The sequence below is a fragment of the Desulfomonile tiedjei DSM 6799 genome (assembly GCF_000266945.1).
GTDB classification, from domain to species: Bacteria; Desulfobacterota; Desulfomonilia; order Desulfomonilales; family Desulfomonilaceae; genus Desulfomonile; species Desulfomonile tiedjei.
Genome location: NC_018025.1, coordinates 766,260 through 787,749, shown reverse-complemented (window position 1 = coordinate 787,749; position 21,490 = coordinate 766,260). Strand labels below are relative to the sequence as shown.

The following is a 21,490-nucleotide window of genomic DNA, read 5'->3' as shown; positions in this document are numbered from 1 at the left end:
GTCCTATTGCGAGCCCACTGGATTCAACCAATCCACTCGGTCTGAAAAAGCAGGAAAACTGCCTCTATGCCTGTCCACATCCTTTAACTCAAGATCGTATCTGAGCGTGACTTCCTCGTCACCGCCGCTTGTCAGGATTATTCCCATTGGGTCCACCATCATGCTGTGTCCCATGAAGTTTGCTCCTGCATTGGGACCAACCGAGTTGGATGAGACGAGAAAGCAAAGGTTTTCCAAGGCTCGCACTCGATTCAACATTATCCAATGCTCGAGGCGTGGGTATGGCCAAGCAGAACACACGAGAAAGAGCTCGGCGCCCATGAAAGCCATACGACGGAAGAGTTCGGGGAATCTCAAGTCGTAACATGTCGCCATACCCAGCTTTCCGAGCTTCGTATCGGCCACCACTACCTCGTGGCCTGGGCTCAGGATCTGTGTTTCTTTTGAGTTAAAACCGAAGAGATGGATCTTGCGATAGTTGGCCAAGATCTCTCCACCAGGCGATAAGAGATAACTCGAATTGTAGTAGCGTCCATTATCTTCTTCGACGAAGCTACCCGTATGGAGATGAACCTGCATCTCCCTCGCCAGGTCTTTCAACGTATTTAACAACGGTCCGTCTTTGGTTTCCGCCTCCGGGACATATCGGTCGAAGCTCATAAATCCTACATTCCACAGTTCAGGTAGAATAATGAGATCGGCTTCTCGTTCCTTGCGGATCAGTTCCAAAGCTTTTTCGATGGTGGCGGTTTTATTTCCTTCAACAACCGCCATCTGTATTGATGAGACCTTCATGGCCGACCATCTCCTCAAATGACTAGTCCAGATTTACATAGTCAAGCTTGCTGACTTCATATTCAAGCGTTAAACGCCTGTTCAGTCGTTCATCTACGAGTTCTCCCAGGAAGCGTTCACCGCAAACGAAGTCGCCGGTGAGCATGCCCAGTGTACCGGAGAAGATAACTGTGTTATCCAGGGGACCTATTTCCGACTTGATAAAGGCCATCAACTGTCTTGGACTCATGAGTAGCCCAAGGCGACCTTCCTGATAAGGAACTTCCTTGCCTTCGGACACAGCCCGGCTCCGCATAATGAGATCGTCCCAGTGATCTTCCACATCTGAGAGTAGCCAGACTTGCTTGCTCATGATATTTGGGCAGATCTGCTTGGCCCTGGGGATATCCGTCTCTTCCAGATGCCTGTCTGTATGGTCGCTACCGAGCCCTACCAAGACTTTTTCTTCATTCTCCACCAGCAACACATATTCAATTTCGCCGGAAGTTGCGGCACCGTAAACCTCCACCAACGGATCGGTTTGCAGTGCTCTGGTGATAACAGGGTAGAGAGTTGGCGTCTTCTTTGGACCCGGTATTCCCTTCACTGCCAATTCTTCGATATGGCGTCTCACTTCATCCTGGTTGCGGCCGACATATCCGGCATTCACCATTCGTGAGAATTCGAAACTCCACTGATGAGCTTCACCGCCATGGATCACATCTATTACTATGTTCAAGAAAACCCCCCTTTATATCCATCAGCAGGCCAAATCCTTGCTGCGGATTTAAGGCTTCGGTTACCAATGGAGTGCACTGGCCCCATCATTTGTAATACCGCTGCTCGAAAGTGACACAGCCGTAAGGAATCCTGTAGGGTCCATGAATCATTCCCGGGGGTCGACATGCATAATAACCGGCCAGGAAGGTTTGCTCCTTAGCGATATCGTACAACGAACCCTCCACGATCCAAACTTCTTCCCAGAAATCATGAACCAGCGTTTCTTCGGTTTCAGTACCTGGAGGAAATTTTAGCAAACGAGTATAGTCGCCGGTTTCCGGATCGTGGGACAGGATTTTTTCCATAATGCCATATTTATCCCCTTCCACGGGGCGCCACTCGTACTTCAGGTCGCAATCGATGAATTCGATTTCGGGTTTAGGCATTAGTCAAGCTCCTCCTTGAATTTTCGACTTCAGTATTCTCACTCCTCAGGGAGTCCTGGGCCGGACAGCTCACGCCCGGCTGGTTTGTCTAACGATCCCACAATAAGGTTGCGTGTGCCTGACGCTCTCTTATTTAATCATCACGCTGGGTAACCAGGTGATAACCGGGGGAAACAGCATACAGATTATCATGCCAATCACTTGCAGAAGCATGAACGGTAGAGCTGACTTGTACAACTCTGTCATTGTAACGTCAGACGGGGCAACTCCTTTGAGATAAAACAGGGAGTAGCCGAATGGTGGCGAAAGATATGCTATCTGCAAGTTCAAATTGAATAGAACCCCGAACCACAAAGGATCGAATCCCAACTCCTTGATTACTGGAACGAACATGGGAGCAAACAATACGGTAATTCCAATGATGTCCAGAACCATGCCGAGAGCCAGGAGAATGAGTTGCATCAGAATGAGGATTCCCCATGGGCCGAGGGGAAGCGCTGTCAAGCTCTCTCTGACGAATTCGGCGCCGCCGGCAAGCGTGTACGTGCAGATGAACACCATTGCTCCGAATACGATCCACATAATCAGTCCAACAGTCTTCATAGTTGCAAAAAGACTTTGCTTCAGGTTGCCCCAGGTCAACGTCTTCCGTACTGCTGCACAGACTAACGCTCCGAGTGCACCTATTCCTGATGCTTCGCCAGGGGTGGCTACTCCGAAAAATATCGCTCCCATTACTGCAATGATCAGGAGGATCGGTAGTAACAACGATCGGGTCAGGCCCAATTTTTCGCGAAACGTCATGTTTCTTTCATCTTCTGTCGCCGGAGGCCCCGCAGTTGGATTCAGATGACATTTGGTCAAAATGTAAACAATATAGAGCCCCCCGAACAGCAATCCCGGTCCGATACCGCCCATGAAGAGTTTGCCGATAGATTGACCGGTGGTGACGCCGTAGATGATAAACATGATGCTCGGCGGAATAAGGACACCGAGAGCGCCACCCGAAGCGATAGCTCCTAGAGCCATCTTACGGTCATATCCGCGCTGAAGCATGAAAGGAAGACATATGAGTCCGGTAATAGTGATATCCGCTCCGGCGGTGCCGATCATCGCTCCCAAGATGCAACATAGGACGATAGTAGCTGCTGCCAAACCTCCTTTTAGGCGACCGAGCCAGACGTGAATCGCATGAAAGAGATCTTCCGCTATTCCAGACTGTTGGAGTATGTTGCCCATGAAGACGAATAGAGGTATGGCGACAAGGCTGAAACTACCCATGACATCGTAAATGCGCAATACGATGATATTGAGGTTCCCCACTCCCCAGAGGAAATAGGTGAAAAACAGTCCCAGAGCAGCCGTGGTCCATGCAAGTGGCACTCCGACCATGAGTAGGATAAAGAAGGAACCGAACATCAGGATGGTGATTTCAGCCGGACTCATGTCACGCTCCTTTTGCCTAGAGCTACCTGGATATCTCTGACGAACTTGGCAAAACCCTGCAGAAAGAGAGTTACAGAGCCCAGAAAGAGGATTCCACGAGCAGGCCAGACAGGAGGGTCCCACATGCTGCCGGTAGTAATTCCTGATGCGATTGCTTCCCATGCCCACACAGCACTTTGCCAAACGAGCACACCGCAAAACAGAAAGAAGACCACATCAGTGACGAACACGTCTATTAGTGCCCTCGTTTTAGGCGACCACAGGGAAGAGAACACATCCACCTTGATGTGAGCATCTGTTACAGAGGCATATGCTCCACCCATGATATACATGATTGCACAGAGAAACTCGGTGAGTTCAAGTCCCCATATTGTCGGGGATCCGAAAAAATACCGCCGCAAAACCTCGTAACACACTTGTAGAGTCACCACGAGCAAGAGTACGGAAAAGATTTTCCCTTGACACTCACTAATGTGGTCTATTGCCGAGACAAGTTTCTCCATATTTACCTCACATCACTTTGTCACTATTCCACTGACACGCTGAGACAGCCCGGTTCTTGGCGTGCCAGGCCTTGAAAGAGTGCCAAGGCCCAGCACTGACGGACAGCAGCGTAAAACGGTTGGTACGCGTGTCCGAGGAATAGTCCGAGTGGGGTGTTCAAACCTACTTGATTTTGTCTCCCACTCGAAGGAAGTTGAGAATGGAATCTATGACCTCTTTTGACAGTTCACTTTTCTTGGCAAATTCAAGGGCCACTTCCATCGAAAGAAGCTTGGCTTTTTCCATATCCTGCGGAGAAAGATTGTCGACCTGCAGGCCCTTCTTCTTGATCTCGGCCAGAGCTTTATAGTCGGATGCGGCTGAAAGTATGTCATACAGGTAATCAGCTTCCTTCACCATCATCTCGAACGCGACCTGAAGATCCGGTGGCAGACTTTTCCAGGCATCCATATTGACGCCGATATTGACCACCGCTATAGGACCGTGAAAAGACGGATAAAGAACGTACTTGGTGACTTCATGAAGACCCATTTGAACATTCTCACCAAGTGTGGTGAATTCGGCAGCGTCAATCACGTTGGTATCCAGAGCTGAATATATTTCGCTACCAGCCAGAGCCACAGGGACCGCTCCAAGTTTCTCGAACAGCATGGCCGTCAGACCACTGGGTGTTCTAATCTTCAAGCCTTTGAAGTCCTCAAGGGTCTTCAACGGTTTTTTCGACATGATCGGTTCGGCTCCGATCAGTGTCGACCCCGCATAATGAACATTGTACTTGGCGTAAGCCTTTTTCATGAGCTCCTTACCACCAAAGGCCTCGATCCATACCCGAACTTCCCTCGGGTCCGTCCAGAGACCAATGGCGCTAAAGATCGGAGCAAAACCGGGATCTTTACCTGCAAAGAACGCGTCCACATTGTGGCCCACTTCGAAATTCCGCTTCCCGATGGCTTCCAACATCTCGCTGAGACCGACCAGGGTACCAACCCCAAAAAGCGTCACGTCAAGTCTTCCGTTCGTAGCTTTTTTCAAGTGTTCCAGTGCGATCTTCTGAGACTGGAACCCGGGTGTTCCCGATGATGCATAAGTCTGCATACGCCATTTAAACGTCTTGTCCGCGGCCGAGACCGGGCCTACCATTAGAGCTAACAGCATCGTGACGGCTGCACAGACCGCCAACACTACAACGCACCTTCTTCTCATTTCCTACTCCTCTCGTCTGGATGCCCTTCTGTTCAGATTTCCAAAGTGGGCAATGTTGCCAAACCATTTCTCAGGAAAATATACGATTAATAGTTATCGTGGGTCTTGCACCCACGTACGCATGGCGGTCAGGAGTGAAACGCTGAGAATAAACTGTAAGCTAGGTAAAATTCACTTATTCGCACTTAGCTTGTGCAACTCGCTTAGCAACTTTTCCGCAGTGACCGGAAGAGCGAGAATGCGCACGCCGGTGGCATTATAAATGGCATTGGTTATGGCAGCCATGCTCGGGTTGAGCGCCGGTTCCCCTATTCCCTTGGCACCGTAAGGTCCTTCGGGTTCAATGGACTCAATCAGTAAAGGAGTTATTTTAGGGACATCGAGAGGGCCTGGTATTTCGTAGTCAAGAAAGCTCGGGTTAACAAGATGGCCGTTTTCTACCACCATCTTCTCCATTAACGTCCAACCCAGTCCCTGAACCACACCACCTTCGATCTGTCCCTCTGTTGCCATAGGATTGATGGCTCTACCTACATCGTGGGCTGCCACAAAGTTCACCACGGTTATCTCCCCTGTCTCCGGATCGACTTCAACTTCGGCGATGTGGCACCCAAAGGGGTAAGCAGGCGATATATTGCCGTATTTTGTTACGGGGTCGGGAAGTTGCGTCGGGGGAATGTAACTGCCTACTGCAATCAGAGGCGCCCCTCCTCTACTCGTCGATGCCTGATTTGCCACTTCCTTGAACAAAATGTATTTTTCGGGTGACCCCTTGACGAAGAACTTACCGTTCGCAGCGACAATGTCGTCCTCGTTGGCCTCCAACATGTCCGCGGCGACGCCCGCCAATTGACGAAAAGCTTCCGTTGCGGCAGAGAGCACGCCATTACCGCCGATGGTAGTCCCTCTGGTGGCGAAGCTTCCCAGCCCGAAAGGAGATACGTCGGTATCGACAACGGCGACTTCGATTTGCTCAAGAGAGATGCCGAGTTTTTCAGCAGCGATCTGAGCGAATGCAGTCTTTTGACCTTGCCCCATATCGGACTCGCCATGATAAAGGGTGACTCGGCCGTCACGTCCCACTCGGATGATTCCTGAGCCTCCATCGAATTCTCTGGCAAAAGCCCTGTTTCCTGACACGTGATTACAGCATGCAAGGCCAATGCCTCTGAAAGGTTTCTTTTGGGACCGTTTTTCGGACCATTGTGCGCTTTCCGCTGCTCTCGTCATGCATTCTCGGAGGCCGTTACTCCCTATTTTCCAGCCATGGACGCTTACTTCATTCGGGCCTATCGCATTCTTCATCCGCAGCTCGATGGGATCCATGCTCAATTCTTCTGCGATCGCGTCCAGCGAAGATTCCAAAGCGAATGTTGATTGAGAATTACCGAAACCCCTGAAACAGCCAGTGGGAATCGTGTTCGTATAGACGGTGTAGCCTTTGGCCCGGACGTGCTTGAAACGATAAAGTGAATCGACTCGATAGCACGCGGTGGAGACAATGGCAGGCCCATACACGGTGCGGGCGCCGTTTCCACCGACAATTTTGACGTCTTTACCGGTGAGAATACCGTCGGAATCCACCCCCAGCTTTATGTCGATATACATGGGGACACGGGGATTTCCGGCGAGGAAATCATCCTGGCGGGGATTGATCACCTTAACAGGTCGTCCGGATTTCCTGGCGAGAACAGCAGCCACCAGATGTGAATTGTTTTCCATTTTGGCGCCGAAAGCTCCGCCATAATCCGGCACGACAATGCGAATGTCTTCCGGAGCCATACTCAAAGCTTTGGCATAGCTCATCCGCATCATGTTGGGGATCTGGGTGCCGACCCACAGCGTAAGACGCCCTGATATATCTGTTTGAGCGACAGCTCCCATAGGTTCCAGGTATGCCTGGTACACCTGGTTGGTGAAGTAGCGTGCCTCATAAACGAAATGAGAACGCTTGAGAGCATCGTCCACATCACCTGCCTGAATGGAAAACTCAGCGGCAATGTTTCCGGGTTTGTCGTCGTGAACAAGAGGAGCATCTGGAGCCATCGCATCCAGAGGATCGAAAACGCCGGGAATCGGTTCGTAATCAACCGTGATGAGCTCCAAAGCTTCTTCGGCGACATCTTCGTCAACAGCGGCCACAGCGGCTATTTCATCACCTTCGAAGATCGCTTTGGTATTCGCCAGGATCGTCCAGTCTTCGGATCGCGGGCCAAATCTTACTGCGGGCGTGTCAGCATAGGTGATGACAGATTTTACGCCAGGAAGCGCTTCAGCCCGAGACACGTCAATATTTCGGATCCGAGCGTGGGGATAAGGGCTACGAAGAATACGACCGTATAGCATCCTCGGTAATGTGATGTCCGAGACGTACCTTGTTTCACCGATGGCTTTTTGAAGAGCGTCAATCTGGGGAAGCGACTTGCCGACAACTCTGAATTCAGACATCGCGGCCTCCAATTTCGACTGCAGCATCATTCATAATGTCGGCCGCAGCATCGATCGCATCCACAATCTTTGCATATCCGGTGCAACGACAAAGGTTCCCGCCAATTGCCTCTTTGATCTGCATCTCAGTGGGATGAGGGTTCTGGTCGAGGAGCGCCTTTGCGGTCATGATCATGCCGGGAGTGCAAAATCCGCATTGGATGGCTCCTTTTTCCGCAAAGGCCCTCTGCAGGGGGTGTTTTTCACCGTTCGCCAAACCTTCGATGGTTACAACCGACTTCCCATTTACCTGAGGAGCCAGAATAAGACACGAGTTGACCGGTTTTCCTTCAAGCAGCACAGTGCAGGTTCCGCACTTCCCTTGGCCGCATCCTTTCTTGGTTCCAGTCAACCCCAAGTCGATACGTATGAGATCGGCGAGAGTCCGATTCGGTTTAATCTCCAGTTCGTGTTTCTCACCGTTGACTGTTACAGAAATCCGCGTTTTCATTGGTCCTCCATCCTCGCTGATAGGCACTGGAACACCTCCCCGGCTGCTCTGCTCACATAGACTCGTACCATGTCTTTGCGATATGCGGCAGTTGCGCGCACGTCGCTTATGGGGCGCGTAACGGCTATCGCTGCTTCGGCTACCTCCGGCAGCATCTCAAGAGCTTGCTTCAGAGTGACACCAACGAGCATCTTTTCCGCCTCATCTGCTCGAACAGGAGTGGGAGCAACTCCGCCAAGAGCGATTGTGACGCTCTTTAACGTGCCTCCGACTTCATCGAGTTGCGCTTGCACGCAGACGCCTACCAGCGCTAGATCGACCGCCTTTTTCCTTTTGAGTTTCAGATAGACGCTATGACACGCCCCTCCCTGCTTAAGCGGAATCACGATTTCCTTGAGAAGCTGAGTCGGCTTCATTCGAGTGGTCCCCGGACCGACAAAGAAATCCTTCATCGGAATCCGATATTCACCTCTGGAATCAAGAACGACTGCTTCAGCTTCAGCGGCAAGCAATGGCGGAGCCGAATCCGCAGACGGCGAGGCGTTACACAGATTGCCCCCGATGGTGCCGACATTCCGGAGTTGCCATGAACCTATGAGCCCAGCGGCATTGCCAAGAGCAGACAGATGCTCCTTCAGCAAGGAACTCGACGTGATCCTCGCATGTTTTGCCAGGGCACCAATGCGTATGGCTCCGGACGAATTGCTGATGTAATCCAGATCGGGAATATCGACGATATTTACAACATGAGGAGGTCTGATTTTTTTGGCTTTTAAGGCGAGAACCAGGTCAGTGCCCCCGGCGAGTACTCTTGCGTCTGACCCATACTCGTTAAGAAATTCGAGTGCCTCCTGGACGTTGGAGCACGAATGATACTCAAACGAACGAATCCTCATTGTTCACTCCTGGGCCGACCCTGGTGAGACAAGGGATGGATCGGCTAACGAGAATCCTCGGTGATGGTGTGATGCTGGCGGTATTGTTCTAGTACGGCATTCTTGGATCGCAGCAAGTGTCGGACCACGGCACCTCGTGCTTCTTCCGCGTTTCCCATTTTGAGATACTGGCAAATTTCACGATGCTCCGCGACGACCTCGTTGAATCTTCCCTGCTGCAGAAGTGCTTCGGCTCCCATGACGTGGATAAGATCGCGAAGGTTCTCCAGGATAGCCGATAAACGGTTATTATCTGCGAGCTGACACAGAGTGCTGTGAAATAATCGATCGGCCGTGAGAAATCCCTGGTGATTGCCTTTGTCGGCCTCTGACTGCTGCTGCTCCAGCGCTGCCTCAAGATCCGACAATCGCCCCGCACATCCTTGCCTTACCACCGATTCGATGAGACCCACTTCCATGATCTCTCGGATCTGAAATACTTCGTGAACATCCTTTTCAGTGAAAAGCTTAACGCGAATTCCCTTACGGGGGAGAATTTCTACGAGGCCCCGGGAAGCCAATTCAAGGAGGGCCTCCCTGACTGGGGTTCTAGATATGCCGAGTTCCCTTGCCAGCTTCATCTCATTGTGGAGGGAGCCGACTTTCAAGCGGCCGCTGAGTATAGACCTGTGAAGTGATTCGTAGGCCAATGCGGCGAGTTGAGCCGGCTGCTCTACAGTTGCGAGTCCAAGATCGTCTTCCATGCACCCTCCTTAGGATGTGATATATCACACACCACATGTGACATGTCAAGAAAAATCCCGCGCCGACCGATCGAATAATCCGCGATCCCGAACTGTCTTCCCTTGAAACGCTTCGGGACCCTTCGGGATGCCATTTTCCAATCAAAGGGAATATCGCGGGACCTTTCCTGGTGCATAAATTTGACAAACACGTGGATTCGAAATATTGAGTTAAAATAATAAGGATGTAGAAGATGAGTCTGGAAAAGATCCGGACCGAACTTTTTCCGGTCGAAGGTTTAAAATAGCCTGGGATAGAGGAGCAGTGAGATGGAAAGACGAAAGATCTATTTGGGAAGCGCTATCTTGCTGGCATCATTAATTGTATTGGTAACTGCAGTGCCAGTGTCATGGAGTGCGAGTAATGAAATATTCGATGCATTTGAGCAGTGCAAGATAGACTGCAACGAAGCTTATGGCGGACTGGACATTTTTCCTTCAAAAAGAGCCCCGGTCGGACATGCTGACTGTATTTTGAAATGCGAGCGCAGATTTTGGAAGGCCATGGACCGGGAGAATCGTAAATTGGAAAAAAGATGATTCTGTAAATCGATCTGCAGCTTTACTCGTGGTTTCGTTTAAGTTGGTCAGGCATGATCTCAGAGCAGAATGCACCTAACGCAAAGCTTCAGATTCGGCAAGACCAAAATCGCCGCGCAGGGAAGTCTTGACAGCAATTCCTGATTGCGTTATCCAATGTTGACAGAACCGGTGAGGTTTTGCGACAGCCTCTCAGGCTCTGTAAGCAGGATAATGAATGATATGAAGCGTGCGGCAGTCTGGTTAGTCTTAATTTCATACACACTCATTGCATGTGGAGACATGCTGGACTCAGGTTGTTGCCGAATCGAGGCAGCACACGCCTCTGACGAACATTCGACTCAAGAACACTCGCATTCCAAAGTCCTGTTCGTGGTACATGCTTTGTCACATTCTGTGGTACCCGAGAACACCCAGCGTGTAGGCCCCAAGCATTGTTGTTGTGTAGAACAAGGGGGACAAACCCCCGGCTTCCCGCCCCATCTGATTGCGAAGTCTCATGCACCCAAGCCCTTGAACTTCCCAAGCGCAGTTGCTTCCGTAAGCCTCGACGTTCCGGCTGTCGTTCCAGGCACAGGCTCACTCTATCTATTGAACAATCCCGGTACTGCATTCATCTTTCCGTCTATCCACACTACCATACTCCTGATTTGACAGCTTTTCACACATTCTACACCAATTAAGTCATGAATTGATTCGCTTGGTAGTCCGTATGTTTCGCCGCGTCGGTGACATCGACCCAGAAGAACAGTGACTGACGAACTCATTGGATGAACCCAAGAAAATTCCACGTTTTGGAAAAAGAGGGTAAGAGATGCCGAAAAAGGAACTCATTAGCATTTGCACCGTGATGGCAGTGGGGATACTCGCCATAGCCATGATGATCTTCTTTGGAAAGAAGGCGCAAGGCACGACTCATGACCATCACGGACACGGTCATGGGGCAGAATCTCATGATCATGGCCACGATCATTCGGGGTCCCAGGGGCCACACGGCGGTAAGATGTTGACCGAGGGAGAGTTTGAGCTGGAGGTGGTCATTTTTGAAAAGGGCGTGCCTCCTCACTTTCGGATATACCCTTACCACAATCACAAACCCGCCGACCCCAAAGACGTGACAATGAATGTGGAGCTTGAAAGACTTGGAGAAAAGACGGACAGGTTTACTTTTAAACCCACAGGTGAGTTTCTCTATAGCGAACAGGAAATCGAGGAGCCTCACTCTTTCTTCATCAAAGTCTTGGCAGAATACAAGGGCGAGCAATTTGATTGGGAATACTCCCAATATGAAAACCGACTGACCGTTCCGCCGGATTTGGCCAGGAAGATGGGCTTTGAAACGGAAACCGCCGGTCCGGGCACGGTGATCTCGGTCCTTGAATTGCCCGGCGAAATTGCTCTGAATGCTGACATGGTTTCACACGTAACTCCACGTGTCGCAGGTGTTGTCCTGGAATCGCGGAAGAACCAGGGAGACATGGTGCAAGCAGGAGAGGCTATTGCGGTCATCGACAGCCGTGACCTCGGGGATGCGAAAAGTAGATACCTTGTTGCAGTTGAGCGGGAAAAGCTCGCAAGCTACAACTTTGAACGAATCCAGCGTCTATGGGAAGCTCAGACCGTTGCAGAGAAGGAGTTTCTCACCGCAAAAAAAAGCTACCTGGAAGAAAAGATAGAGCTGGCCGCGGCAGCTCGCAAGCTGATCGCTTTGGGCTTAAGCAAACAAGACTTGAGTAATCTCTCGAATGAAGACGATAGCACACTAACGCATTTTGTCATTCGGGCTCCCTTTAACGGCATTATCACCAGAAAACATTTGTCACAAGGAGAATGGATAAAAGAGGATCAAGAGATCTATGTGATTGCCGATCTCTCGACGGTATGGGTAGAGATTATCGTTTACGCGAGGGACACAGAGTCTGTTCATCTGAATCAGAAGGCTACCGTAAAGGCCGATTCGTGCGGTCTTGAAGCGGTCGGAACAGTATCCTACGTCGGTCCGCTCGTAGGCGAGGACACCCGTACAGCCAAAGCCCGCATTGTTATCCCGAATACCGATGGCAGATGGCGTCCCGGATTGTTCGCCAAAGTGGAACTCGTGCAGCATAATGCTTCACCACCTATGGTCATACGGAATGAAGCAATTCAGACCCATCAGAATAAATCGGTTGTTTTTGTTCAATATGACGACCAATACGAGGCTCGTCCTGTGACCGTGGGAAGATCGAACGACAAGTTCTCGGAAATTCTCAAGGGTCTCGTCCCGGGTGAGCGTTACGTCACGAGGAACAGTTACATCCTCAAAGCTGAGATGGGCAAAGCCGGAATGTCCCATGAACATTAGGATTTGATCATGATCGGAGAAATTCTTAAATTTTCGATTCAGCATCGATGGATAATGCTGGCTCTGACGCTGATTATGGTCGGCTTGGGCGCATACAATGTAACCCGTCTCAACATCGATGCAGTGCCGGACATCACGAACATACAAGTTCAGGTCAGTGCTCAGGCTCCAGGTCTATCAGCTCTTGAAATGGAGCAACGGATCACCTTTCCTCTTGAGACAGGGATGGCGGGGCTACCTCGGTTGGTAAGAACCAGGTCTCTCTCACAATATGGCATTACGCTCATTACCGTTATATTCGAGGAAGGGACTGATATCTACTTTGCTCGAAGGCTTGTGAGCGAGCGAATTCAGGAGATCAAGGGAAAATTGCCCCCAGGAATAGAACCTGCAATGGGGCCGATCTCCACTGGGTTGGGGGAGATTTTCATGTGGACGGTGGAAGCTGTGGAAGGGGCCAAGAAACCCGACGGCACCCCGTACACCCTTACCGATTTGCGTACGATTCAAGAGTGGATCATCCGACCGCAGCTCAGAAACACTCCCGGCGTGACGGAGATCAACACCATAGGTGGGTATGAAAAGCAATTCCACGTGACGCCCGACCCGTATAAACTCATTTCGCACGGATTAACTTTTGGAGATGTGATATCGGCACTTTCCGCGAATAATGCAAATGTAGGGGCCGGGTACATCGAGCGCAGCAGCGGGCAGTACCTCGTGAGGGTTCCCGGACAGGTGACTGACCTGGAAGACATTCGGAATATCACGCTCAAGAGCGTCCACGGAACCCCCATCTTCATACGGGACGTGGCGACTGTTCAGTTTGGAAAAGAGCTGCGACTGGGAGCGGCGACCAAGAACGGGGAAGAAACGGTTCTTGGGACAGTGTTTATGCTCATGGGAGAAAACAGCCGAGAGGTTGCTCAAAGAGCCGCCCGTAAACTCGAGGAAGTGAACCGAACACTGCCTGAGGGTGTGGAGGCTAAAGCAGTCTATGACCGCACAACTCTCGTGGATAAGACTATCAAAACGGTGACTAAAAGCCTGGCTGAGGGAGCGATACTCGTCGTCATCATCCTCTTCATTTTCCTCGGTAATATCCGAGCAGCGTTCATCACCGCTTTGGTGATTCCCCTTTCCATGTTGTTCACCGTTACAGGCATGGTCACAAGCAAGTTGACAGCGAACCTCATGAGCCTGGGAGCCATCGATTTCGGGATTATTGTGGACGGTGCTGTGGTTATCGTTGAAAACTGTGCTCGTAAGCTAACCGATGCACGACAAGATATTGGACGAGCTCTCACTGAGAGTGAACGAATCGACGTGATTTGGGAAGCCTCTCAAGAAGTCCGCAAACCCATGCTGTTCGGGGAACTCATTATCATAATCGTCTACCTTCCCATACTTACGTTGACCGGAGTAGAGGGAAAGATGTTTACTCCTATGGCTCTTACGGTTCTATTAGCACTCACCGGAGCCTTGATACTGTCATTCACGTTCGTTCCCTCCGCTGTTGCAGTCTTTTTATCGAGTCAGATCTCGCACAGGGAGAACTTGATAACAAGAAGCACTAAACAGATTTATCGTCCTCTGCTGCAACTCGTGCTCAAATACCGAGTACTGGTTGTGGTCACCGCACTGGTTCTCGTAGCGGTCACAGCGGTTGCCGCCACGTTGATGGGAAGGGAGTTCATCCCTACGCTCGACGAAGGAGATGCAGCTATCCACACTATGCGGCTTCCTGACACGAGCTTGTCTCAGGCGCTTGAACTGCAGTCGATTCTGGAAAAAACCCTCAAAGAGAAATTTCCGCAAATCGAGACAATCGTAGGACGGGTCGGCACTTCAGAAATCGCCACCGAACCTCATCCTCCAAGCGTAGGAGACAACACACTCGTGATAAAGCCACGGGATCGGTGGCCTGACCCGAACCTGTCTAAAGCAGATTTAGTGAAAGAGATCGAAGAAGAGGCAAGTAAACTGTTGGGGAGCAACTTCGAGTTCAGCCAACCCATTCGCATGCGGTTCAATCATCTTCTGTCGGGCGTTTTCAGCGATGTAGCCGTAAAAGTTTTTGGCGATGACATGGATACTCTCCTTCGCAACGCCGAAGATGCAGCGGAGTTGGTGCGCAAAATTCCCGGAGCATCGCATGTGAAAGTTGAGCAGGTAACCGGGTTGCCGATACTCACGGTGCAGTTGAAACGGGGTGAGATGGCCCGTTACGGATTGAACGTCTCAGAAGTTCAGGACATTGTGGAGATAGCCGTAGGAGGCAAATCGGCAGGCCAGGTCTTCGAGGGTGACCGCCGGTTTGACATAGTTGTTCGACTGCCGGAGAAACTGAGAGCCGATGTGGAGGCTCTTAAGCGCTTACCTATTCCTCTCCCTCGACAGGAAACCGGCTTTGAATTGGTCAGGGCCACGACCAATGTAAGCGAGGAACGCAAACAAAGATCGTTTGTGAGCCTGGAATCGATTGCCGATGTGGCCGTCGTGACAGGTCCCAATCAAATCAGCCGAGAAGACGGGAAACGTCGAGTGGTAGTGACCTGCAATGTCAGGGATCGGGACCTCGGTTCATTTGTGGATGAAGCGCAAAAGACTGTGAAGAATAACATGAAACTCCCGGCGGGTTATTGGATAACCTGGGGCGGTGAGTTCGAGCAGTTGCTCTCGGCAGCAAAACGTTTGGAAATAGTGGTACCCCTTGCTTTGTTTCTTATTCTTGCCCTGCTCTTCGCTGCTTTCGGATCCCTCGGATATGCATTGCTGGTTTTCACCGGTGTGCCTCTTGCACTGACAGGGGGAATAATAGCACTGTGGCTACGCGATATACCGCTCTCGATCTCGGCGGCAGTCGGTTTTATTGCACTCTCGGGAGTCGCTGTGTTGAACGGACTCGTAATGATAACCTTTATCAACAAATTGAGGAGCGAAGGGAAATCGGTCGATGAAGCGATAATACAGGGTGCACTGACACGGCTCCGTCCGGTCCTCATGACAGCTCTCGTCGCCTCACTCGGTTTTGTTCCCATGGCCATTGCTACGGGGACGGGCGCTGAAGTTCAGAAGCCTCTCGCTACCGTCGTGATAGGCGGACTCATATCGAGTACCGTCCTTACGCTCATGGTCCTACCGGCGCTCTATTCCCTGGTAGAAAGACGATCGGTTCCAGATGACACCTCGATTATGGATTAGCGATGATTTCACGGAATAGCCATCAGAACCGGCCATAGCTCCGATTCGGATGGAGTGCAAAACCGCGGGCTTTACCCGGGGTAAATATTTCGGCATGGAGATTTATATGAAAGCTTTTTTTCTCGTAGTCGCCTTGTTGGCCTTTGCGGCGATTCCACCTCTGACGATTGCTCATGAAAAATCGACGAAGTCGACAAAAGCTGAGAGGGTCTATTGCTGCCATGAGAAAGGCCCTGAAAAAGGAAAATGTGATAAGCTGCACACCAAGGATGAATGCGAAAAGGAGGGTGGAAGGGTCGTCAGCAACTGCAAGGAATGTAAGTAGGTCTGTCTGCTGGAATCATTCGCCGGAACTCGAATTTCCTGGAGGGAAATTCGAGTTCCGGCAAGTGTTAGAAGTCCTTGAGGTGGGGTTCGGGGAGTTCCGCTATAGCGAGATTACAAGAAGTTCCTCCCCGATTTTCCTTCTTTGATTGCGAACTCGTATCGGCCCCGCCCTTCGCAGCGGAGGAGACTTGCCAGGACCAGGATTCGACGGCGCACTGCAATCTGCATCGTGGTGGGGTCTATTTCAACTGACCTCTCCGCGCCTTATCCAATATGTCAGGTGTAATTTGATCGAGGCGCAAGATAGATTCACCATTATAATCTCGCTTTAGAGTCTCCGCAGCACGGTCGCCTGCTACCGGTATCAGATCGAGGCCCATAGGACCCACGAGACTCGTGCCCGCAATAAAGAATACCTCGCGAGCGTCCCTTTGCCTGGTCGTATAGTACTCCGTGATCCAGATCTGGCGAATATTCTCGCGTGTTTCGCCAGGTTGATACTTTGGCACGCTGAGAAGGTTATGGACCATGCATTTGGGACAGCAGTGAAAGTATCGTGCCCCAGAGTGAAACACGAAGCCGGCAGCCCATTTGGGATACTTGTTTACAAACATACCACATACGGGACAGCGATCGTCTTTCCCCGGTTTGGGGAAACCCTCTCCAGATGATAGGCTATGTGTTGCAGGGAGCCATAAGAACCCACAAAGCACTCCGACAGACTTGAAGAAAGATCTTCTTTCCATCAGCATGAATCCTCCTACAAGGATGGCCGTTCAATTTGTCACGTGTTAAGCCAATTTGATCTCAAAGTTATACGAAAATCCCCTCTAACCCCCATAGGCGTTAAAATAAGAATGGAGCCATATCAAAATCAATGGGTTAGAAAAATCCCCCCTCGCCCCCCTTTACCAAAGGGGGGAGCAGAAGTTGGCTTTCCGCCCCCTTTTCTAAAGGGGGTTAGGGGGATTTTGGTGAATCAAGCACGTTATTTTAACGCCTATGCCTCTAACCCCCCTTTATTAAAGGGGGGAATGGGGGGATTTTGAATGCAAATTGATGTTAAGCCTCCGATCGTTCCACGAGTGGCGTACAGACGCTCTAGTAGGGTTAGTAGCCCACTTGAAACAGGTCGGCCTTGCCTCCTGTTGCCAACCAAAATTCGATTACAGGTCCGTAGGCAGCAGCCAGGAACACCACCCACAACAACCCGGACCAACGGACATATTGCATCCTGATATTGTGGGAAACGGTGACCAGAAGCGGGAATCGGCGCTCGATCGCAACGAGAATCCCAGCCGAGATGCCAAAAAAGGAAGCAGCAAAAAGCGGAAGGTAAACCAGGTAACCATAATTGAGGTGTTCTTCATCCAGAAAGATGAAAGGGCAGTGCAGTGCGGGCATAGTGTACACGTACGGCGCAACGAACGAAATCACGCCCGCAATTCCCAGGACGAACCCCACAGCGGAACCCAACGCATACGCAATGCAGCCACTTTGTGAGCTTCGTCGCCTCAGTACGAATGAAAATAGGACCAGGGCAGTTATGAGCCCGACAAGTCCGACCATCGTGAGCTTTGGCGGCAGCGAGGCGACCGAGGAGCCGAACCCTTCTCCCTCAACCTCGAACACAACACCGCAACAGGATGTTATTACGGCAGGATCAAGATGTGTGAAGAAGCCGATCTGCAATGCAAGATCGGTGAGAATCAAGGGAAAAAGCACGATCAAATACCAACTCTTAAAAGTAGTGAGCAGAAACCCTTCCACCCGGTTGTCCAAGTGGTTGAGCACGATCCACCAACCGTACAAGAACAGAGCTGCCGTCTTGAGAAACAGAACCGGCCAACCGAGAGGCTGAGCTTCGAGTATCCCTACCGTACACATAGCTCCGGGCACAAAAGGAGCCAAAGATCTTGCCGTTATCTCGAAAACAATCAGCGAGAAGACTTGAAAGAGCAGACTCCATGAGACAATCGTGGCGATTAACTCCGAACGGTGCTCCAGGTCCAGTTGCATTGGAAGCATCGATTTCGTATCCCAATTGCGAACAATCCTTAGGGCATTAGCGAACGCTACCGCAGTGATCGCAGCGGTCGCCATTTGACCTATAATCAATCCCAGGACCCACGCGTTCCAGATCATTCACACCTGCTTGATTATGCGACCGTCTCGAAGATGAATTACCTTCTCTGCCAGGCCGCTTGCGAGAACCAACGGATCGTGCGAGGTTATTACAAGTGTTTTCCCATCCTTCTTCAGATCCCTAAACAGAGCAATCACATGCTCGGAAAGTGCTGTATCGAGATGCGCCGTCGGCTCATCCACCAGGAGGATTTCGGGATTGTTCATGAGAGCCCTGGCGATGGCGAGACGTTGCTGCTCACCGCCGGATAAAATTGAAGTCTTCTCAGCTCCCTTGGAGATCAACCCGAACCGCTCGAGCAGGCTTGTACGCCTTTCTCGTATAGTGTCGAAGGAGGTTCCTTCGGGATAGAGCACGAGATCGAGGTTATCGTTCACAGTTAAATCGGCGATCAGTTGAAAATGCTGAAAAATGAACCCAATGTGCCTTCGGCGAAATAAGGTCCTGAAGTTTTCCGCCAAGAGCGTAGTTTCCCTATCGAGAATAGCTATTCGTCCGGAGCTCGGCCGACTCATCAGACCCATCAGTGATAGTAGTGTGGTCTTGCCCGACCCACTGGGTCCTGCCAGTATCGCGCACTGCCCTGAAGCTATTTCTACTGAGATCTCGTGGAGTGCGACAAACTCGTTGGGCCTGCCGGGATTGTAGGTCTTTGACACCGTTTCCAAAGTGATGATGCTCACGAGCGAAAGACCTCCTCCGGATCTCTGACCGCAGCTCGCCACACCGGGAGAATTCCCACTGCGATGTAGGGAACCACTGTGAGAAACATAAGACCGAAGACTTTTGAAATATCGAACGATGGAGGTATCGGATGCGGAGGATAGAGGACGGACCATCCGGCAAACACAATCCTCAGGAGCGGAGCTCCGGCAATAAACACATGACAGTATGACGCAACGACCCCGACCAGAAAACCAGTCAAAGAGAGGATCAGGCTCTGGAGCATGTTAAGGCGGATCACGTCACTTGTCTGCCATCCGGTTGCCTTGAGAATCGCTATCTCACGCTGCTCTTCCTGAGAAGGACTGGCCACTCGATCGTACGCCAAAATGAGAAAGGCAAGCAGACACGTCATGTTGAGAGACAGAACAAGACCGCTTCGAAACCCGTATGAACTGCCATAGGTGCGCTTGAGTTGATTTGTGGCAATGACGCGAGCGCCCGGGATAATTCGGAGAATCTTCTCACCGACCTTTGGGACTTCAAATTCATTGGGCACATACACGGCCAGGTCCCAAGCGCTTCCGGGGTCCAGACCGAATAGTCTGCGAGCGTCCTCTTCTGTCAGGAGAATGAGATCGTGAGCCCACAATGAAACACTCGAGGAAAAAGTTCCTCGAACTTTCAACGGGACTGGGTGGCCGGCATAATCCTGAAAGTTCAGGACTCCTCCTACACGAGTACGCCGTAACTTGATGACCCCCTCGCCCACGAGAGCCTCTCCACCCTTTATGGGCTGTGTCCCCGCATCCGAGGGAGCCGGCTCAGGTGAAATCACCCTCAGATCCCATAACTCCGTGAGATCCTCGGAATCTCCTACAATCGTGTAGTTCGCTCCAGTGAAGGGATCGAAGTAATATCCCCACACGCGTCCTTTGACTGAGGAGACTCCAGGAATCTGTGCAATATCTTCTACATGAGCCAAGCTAATGGGAACTTGCCGACCCGCTCGAACGTCCTGGATGATGAGGGAAGGCTGAAAGGCGAGGGCCTTCAACGTCTCATGGTACAGTGCGTTGGACATGAAATCGATCCCGGAAAAGAGAAAGACAATCAACCCAAACAGAGCAACGATCGACAAGTTCTTGGTCTTCTGGCGAAGCAGTGCTTTCAAAGCAAAGTCAATGGTATATAGGAGCGCTCTCATTTCCCCGCTCCCTCATCTGCGGATTCCACCACCTGAAATAAAGGCCCTTGCGGCGCCGATCCCACGAAGAAGGGTGGAGGCGGCCACATCATGCCCGATGGCAGATAATCCGGCTGTCCGGGGTAATCCGGAAAAGCCGCCCCTGGAGTGCTATGCGCCCAATGGCGTATATAGCGGGCTGAATTATCCATCCCGGGGTCCGCTGATGGGAGCACTCTGGAGATGGCTTTCAGGTCTCCCAACCCAATAGCAGAGTGGCCTCGAAATAGTCTGTCCGCAAGCATCCCACAGAAGAGAAGCATGAGGACAGCCAGGATTGCTCCATAAACCTTCGCGTGGATCAATTGTCATTCCTTTGCTTCGATCCTCTGGATGCCCACTTCCGAAAACACGAGCACGTCCCCGCCTTGCTGGTGGGCCGTGGACAATGCCTCGGCATTCTTGTCAAACGCGAGAGCTTCATGTCCCATCGGTCCTTGGATTCTCGAGCCCACGAGATAGTATGCCGTTTTGGCGCTGATCCACGAGCCGGACTGGTAGTCAGTTACCCAGATCATTGCGGGTTTCGTGTCGTTGTTGACGAACTCTCGCGGATTACCGAGGAACCGAAAGAGACATTGAGTCGAACAGAAATGATGGACCTTCTTGTCTTTGTCGATGAGCTGACATTTGTGTTTTGAATACCTGGCTGGGTACATGCGGCAGACAGCGCACTCGTCCTTGTTGTCGATCGGTTCGATTATCTTGCCGTCCTTGACACGCTTTTCCGCTATCATGGCGTTTTCTTTCGGTAGATCCGCCCTGGCAAGAGCGAAGGTGTCCTGAAAACTCGAGACCTTCCCTTCGCAGGATCTGGCGAAAGCTTCCGCCTCGTCCTTGGACGGAAAAGCGATCTTGCTGTTCATGGTCATGGTGCCTTTGGCCTTGGAGCCAACCACAAACCATGCGGTGTTAGCCGGAACCATTTTCTCAGGAGCCATGTAGAGCGCCGTTTGTACGGATCGAGGTTTTTCTCCCGCTTTGATCGCCATGTGGGCCAGGCAATGAATCGAGCAAACCCCGTGTTTTCCAGAGGAGTTTTCAAACTCCATCCACGTACGCGCCCACATGCCGCGCATCATCCCGCAGTTCGGGCACTGCCCGACGAACTCTGCCTTGGGCGGCATGAACGGATGTTGAACCGCACATGGGTCATCTGCAAGTAGCGGACCTGCCTGCAAGAGGACCAGCGTTATGACTGCCAAAGCTATCAGATTGAATTCGCGACGAGAACAGAGTCGCATGCGAACCTCCTTCATCCACCGGTCTCAGTGCCGGCGTGACCGAAATATGCTCATCTCAATATTCTCT

The 21,490-nt window shown here is 51.3% G+C and carries 20 protein-coding genes; 4 read left to right on the top strand and 16 right to left on the bottom strand.

Annotation, left to right across the window (positions count from 1 at the left end; genetic code table 11):
- Positions 1–3 precede the first annotated feature (3 nt).
- From DESTI_RS03405 to DESTI_RS03360, 10 genes are all read right to left on the bottom strand, one after another.
- Positions 4–795 carry a carbon-nitrogen family hydrolase gene (locus tag DESTI_RS03405; protein ID WP_014808569.1) on the bottom strand — a complete coding sequence of 264 codons (792 nt, stop codon included), beginning with the start codon at positions 793–795 and terminating at the stop codon, positions 4–6.
- 22 nt (positions 796–817) lie between these two features.
- On the bottom strand, positions 818–1,513 hold the full coding sequence (locus tag DESTI_RS03400) for a DUF2848 family protein (protein ID WP_014808568.1): 696 nt from the start codon (positions 1,511–1,513) through the stop codon (positions 818–820).
- Between the two features lie 85 nt (positions 1,514–1,598).
- The gene (locus DESTI_RS03395; protein WP_014808567.1) at positions 1,599–1,940 is read right to left on the bottom strand and encodes a cupin domain-containing protein; all 342 of its coding nucleotides are present in this window, start codon (positions 1,938–1,940) and stop codon (positions 1,599–1,601) included.
- A 129-nt stretch (positions 1,941–2,069) separates the two neighbouring features.
- On the bottom strand, positions 2,070–3,386 hold the full coding sequence (locus DESTI_RS03390; protein ID WP_014808566.1) for a TRAP transporter large permease: 1,317 nt from the start codon (positions 3,384–3,386) through the stop codon (positions 2,070–2,072).
- Positions 3,383–3,889 carry a TRAP transporter small permease subunit gene (locus tag DESTI_RS03385; protein WP_014808565.1) on the bottom strand — a complete coding sequence of 169 codons (507 nt, stop codon included), beginning with the start codon at positions 3,887–3,889 and terminating at the stop codon, positions 3,383–3,385. The genes DESTI_RS03390 and DESTI_RS03385 overlap by 4 nt, the downstream gene beginning before the upstream one ends.
- Before the next feature lie 163 nt (positions 3,890–4,052).
- Positions 4,053–5,093: a TRAP transporter substrate-binding protein gene (locus tag DESTI_RS03380; RefSeq protein WP_014808564.1), complete on the bottom strand. Its 1,041-nt coding sequence runs from the start codon at positions 5,091–5,093 to the stop codon at positions 4,053–4,055.
- Positions 5,094–5,264: 171 nt separating this feature from the next.
- Complete coding sequence (locus tag DESTI_RS03375; RefSeq protein ID WP_014808563.1) at positions 5,265–7,541, bottom strand: xanthine dehydrogenase family protein molybdopterin-binding subunit; 2,277 nt, start codon at positions 7,539–7,541, stop codon at positions 5,265–5,267.
- Positions 7,534–8,031, bottom strand: coding sequence for a (2Fe-2S)-binding protein (locus tag DESTI_RS03370; RefSeq protein WP_014808562.1), 498 nt, complete (start codon positions 8,029–8,031; stop codon positions 7,534–7,536). The genes DESTI_RS03375 and DESTI_RS03370 overlap by 8 nt, the downstream gene beginning before the upstream one ends.
- Positions 8,028–8,927, bottom strand: coding sequence for an FAD binding domain-containing protein (locus DESTI_RS03365; RefSeq protein ID WP_014808561.1), 900 nt, complete (start codon positions 8,925–8,927; stop codon positions 8,028–8,030). Before DESTI_RS03365 ends, DESTI_RS03370 begins: the two co-directional genes overlap by 4 nt.
- 44 nt (positions 8,928–8,971) lie before the next feature.
- Positions 8,972–9,670: a GntR family transcriptional regulator gene (locus DESTI_RS03360; RefSeq protein ID WP_014808560.1), complete on the bottom strand. Its 699-nt coding sequence runs from the start codon at positions 9,668–9,670 to the stop codon at positions 8,972–8,974.
- Between the two features lie 309 nt (positions 9,671–9,979).
- On the opposite strand from DESTI_RS03360, the gene DESTI_RS03355 reads away from it, so the two are divergent.
- From DESTI_RS03355 to DESTI_RS03340, 4 genes are all read left to right on the top strand, one after another.
- A complete protein-coding gene (locus DESTI_RS03355; protein WP_014808559.1) occupies positions 9,980–10,249 on the top strand; it encodes a hypothetical protein in 270 nt (89 codons plus the stop codon).
- 814 nt (positions 10,250–11,063) lie between these two features.
- Positions 11,064–12,593 (top strand): efflux RND transporter periplasmic adaptor subunit, encoded by a 1,530-nt coding sequence (locus DESTI_RS03350; protein WP_014808557.1) that lies wholly within the window; start codon positions 11,064–11,066, stop codon positions 12,591–12,593.
- A 9-nt stretch (positions 12,594–12,602) separates the two neighbouring features.
- A complete protein-coding gene (locus DESTI_RS03345) occupies positions 12,603–15,797 on the top strand; it encodes an efflux RND transporter permease subunit (RefSeq protein WP_014808556.1) in 3,195 nt (1,064 codons plus the stop codon).
- Positions 15,798–15,903: 106 nt separating this feature from the next.
- Positions 15,904–16,122, top strand: coding sequence for a hypothetical protein (locus tag DESTI_RS03340; protein WP_014808555.1), 219 nt, complete (start codon positions 15,904–15,906; stop codon positions 16,120–16,122).
- A 241-nt stretch (positions 16,123–16,363) separates the two neighbouring features.
- On the opposite strand, the gene DESTI_RS03335 is transcribed toward DESTI_RS03340, so the two are convergent.
- The 6 genes from DESTI_RS03335 to DESTI_RS28360 form a co-directional block, all read right to left on the bottom strand.
- The gene (locus DESTI_RS03335) at positions 16,364–16,870 is read right to left on the bottom strand and encodes a nitrous oxide reductase accessory protein NosL (protein ID WP_014808554.1); all 507 of its coding nucleotides are present in this window, start codon (positions 16,868–16,870) and stop codon (positions 16,364–16,366) included.
- 364 nt (positions 16,871–17,234) lie between these two features.
- The gene (locus DESTI_RS03330) at positions 17,235–18,269 is read right to left on the bottom strand and encodes a hypothetical protein (protein WP_014808553.1); all 1,035 of its coding nucleotides are present in this window, start codon (positions 18,267–18,269) and stop codon (positions 17,235–17,237) included.
- Complete coding sequence (locus DESTI_RS03325) at positions 18,270–18,953, bottom strand: ABC transporter ATP-binding protein (protein ID WP_014808552.1); 684 nt, start codon at positions 18,951–18,953, stop codon at positions 18,270–18,272.
- Entirely contained in the window at positions 18,950–20,140 is a 1,191-nt protein-coding gene (locus tag DESTI_RS03320; RefSeq protein WP_014808551.1) for an ABC transporter permease, read from the bottom strand. The genes DESTI_RS03325 and DESTI_RS03320 overlap by 4 nt, the downstream gene beginning before the upstream one ends.
- A complete protein-coding gene (locus DESTI_RS03315) occupies positions 20,137–20,484 on the bottom strand; it encodes a hypothetical protein (protein ID WP_014808550.1) in 348 nt (115 codons plus the stop codon). Before DESTI_RS03315 ends, DESTI_RS03320 begins: the two co-directional genes overlap by 4 nt.
- Before the next feature lie 3 nt (positions 20,485–20,487).
- Positions 20,488–21,423, bottom strand: a complete 936-nt coding sequence (locus tag DESTI_RS28360) for a nitrous oxide reductase accessory protein NosL (protein ID WP_014808549.1) — start codon at positions 21,421–21,423, stop codon at positions 20,488–20,490.
- Positions 21,424–21,490: the final 67 nt, after the last annotated feature.

Bases quoted from the DNA above. Each gene is read 5' to 3' on its own strand.
- DESTI_RS03405 (WP_014808569.1), bottom strand. From the start codon at position 795: ATGAAGGTCTCATCAATACAGATGGCGGTTGTTGAAGGAAATAAAACC.
- DESTI_RS03395 (WP_014808567.1), bottom strand. From the start codon at position 1,940: ATGCCTAAACCCGAAATCGAATTCATCGATTGCGACCTGAAGTACGAG.
- DESTI_RS03390 (WP_014808566.1), bottom strand. From the start codon at position 3,386: ATGAGTCCGGCTGAAATCACCATCCTGATGTTCGGTTCCTTCTTTATC.
- DESTI_RS03385 (WP_014808565.1), bottom strand. From the start codon at position 3,889: ATGGAGAAACTTGTCTCGGCAATAGACCACATTAGTGAGTGTCAAGGG.
- DESTI_RS03380 (WP_014808564.1), bottom strand. From the start codon at position 5,093: ATGAGAAGAAGGTGCGTTGTAGTGTTGGCGGTCTGTGCAGCCGTCACG.
- DESTI_RS03375 (WP_014808563.1), bottom strand. From the start codon at position 7,541: ATGTCTGAATTCAGAGTTGTCGGCAAGTCGCTTCCCCAGATTGACGCT.
- DESTI_RS03370 (WP_014808562.1), bottom strand. From the start codon at position 8,031: ATGAAAACGCGGATTTCTGTAACAGTCAACGGTGAGAAACACGAACTG.
- DESTI_RS03365 (WP_014808561.1), bottom strand. From the start codon at position 8,927: ATGAGGATTCGTTCGTTTGAGTATCATTCGTGCTCCAACGTCCAGGAG.
- DESTI_RS03360 (WP_014808560.1), bottom strand. From the start codon at position 9,670: ATGGAAGACGATCTTGGACTCGCAACTGTAGAGCAGCCGGCTCAACTC.
- DESTI_RS03355 (WP_014808559.1), top strand. From the start codon at position 9,980: ATGGAAAGACGAAAGATCTATTTGGGAAGCGCTATCTTGCTGGCATCA.
- DESTI_RS03350 (WP_014808557.1), top strand. From the start codon at position 11,064: ATGCCGAAAAAGGAACTCATTAGCATTTGCACCGTGATGGCAGTGGGG.
- DESTI_RS03345 (WP_014808556.1), top strand. From the start codon at position 12,603: ATGATCGGAGAAATTCTTAAATTTTCGATTCAGCATCGATGGATAATG.
- DESTI_RS03340 (WP_014808555.1), top strand. From the start codon at position 15,904: ATGAAAGCTTTTTTTCTCGTAGTCGCCTTGTTGGCCTTTGCGGCGATT.
- DESTI_RS03335 (WP_014808554.1), bottom strand. From the start codon at position 16,870: ATGGAAAGAAGATCTTTCTTCAAGTCTGTCGGAGTGCTTTGTGGGTTC.
- DESTI_RS03330 (WP_014808553.1), bottom strand. From the start codon at position 18,269: ATGATCTGGAACGCGTGGGTCCTGGGATTGATTATAGGTCAAATGGCG.
- DESTI_RS03320 (WP_014808551.1), bottom strand. From the start codon at position 20,140: ATGAGAGCGCTCCTATATACCATTGACTTTGCTTTGAAAGCACTGCTT.
- DESTI_RS28360 (WP_014808549.1), bottom strand. From the start codon at position 21,423: ATGCGACTCTGTTCTCGTCGCGAATTCAATCTGATAGCTTTGGCAGTC.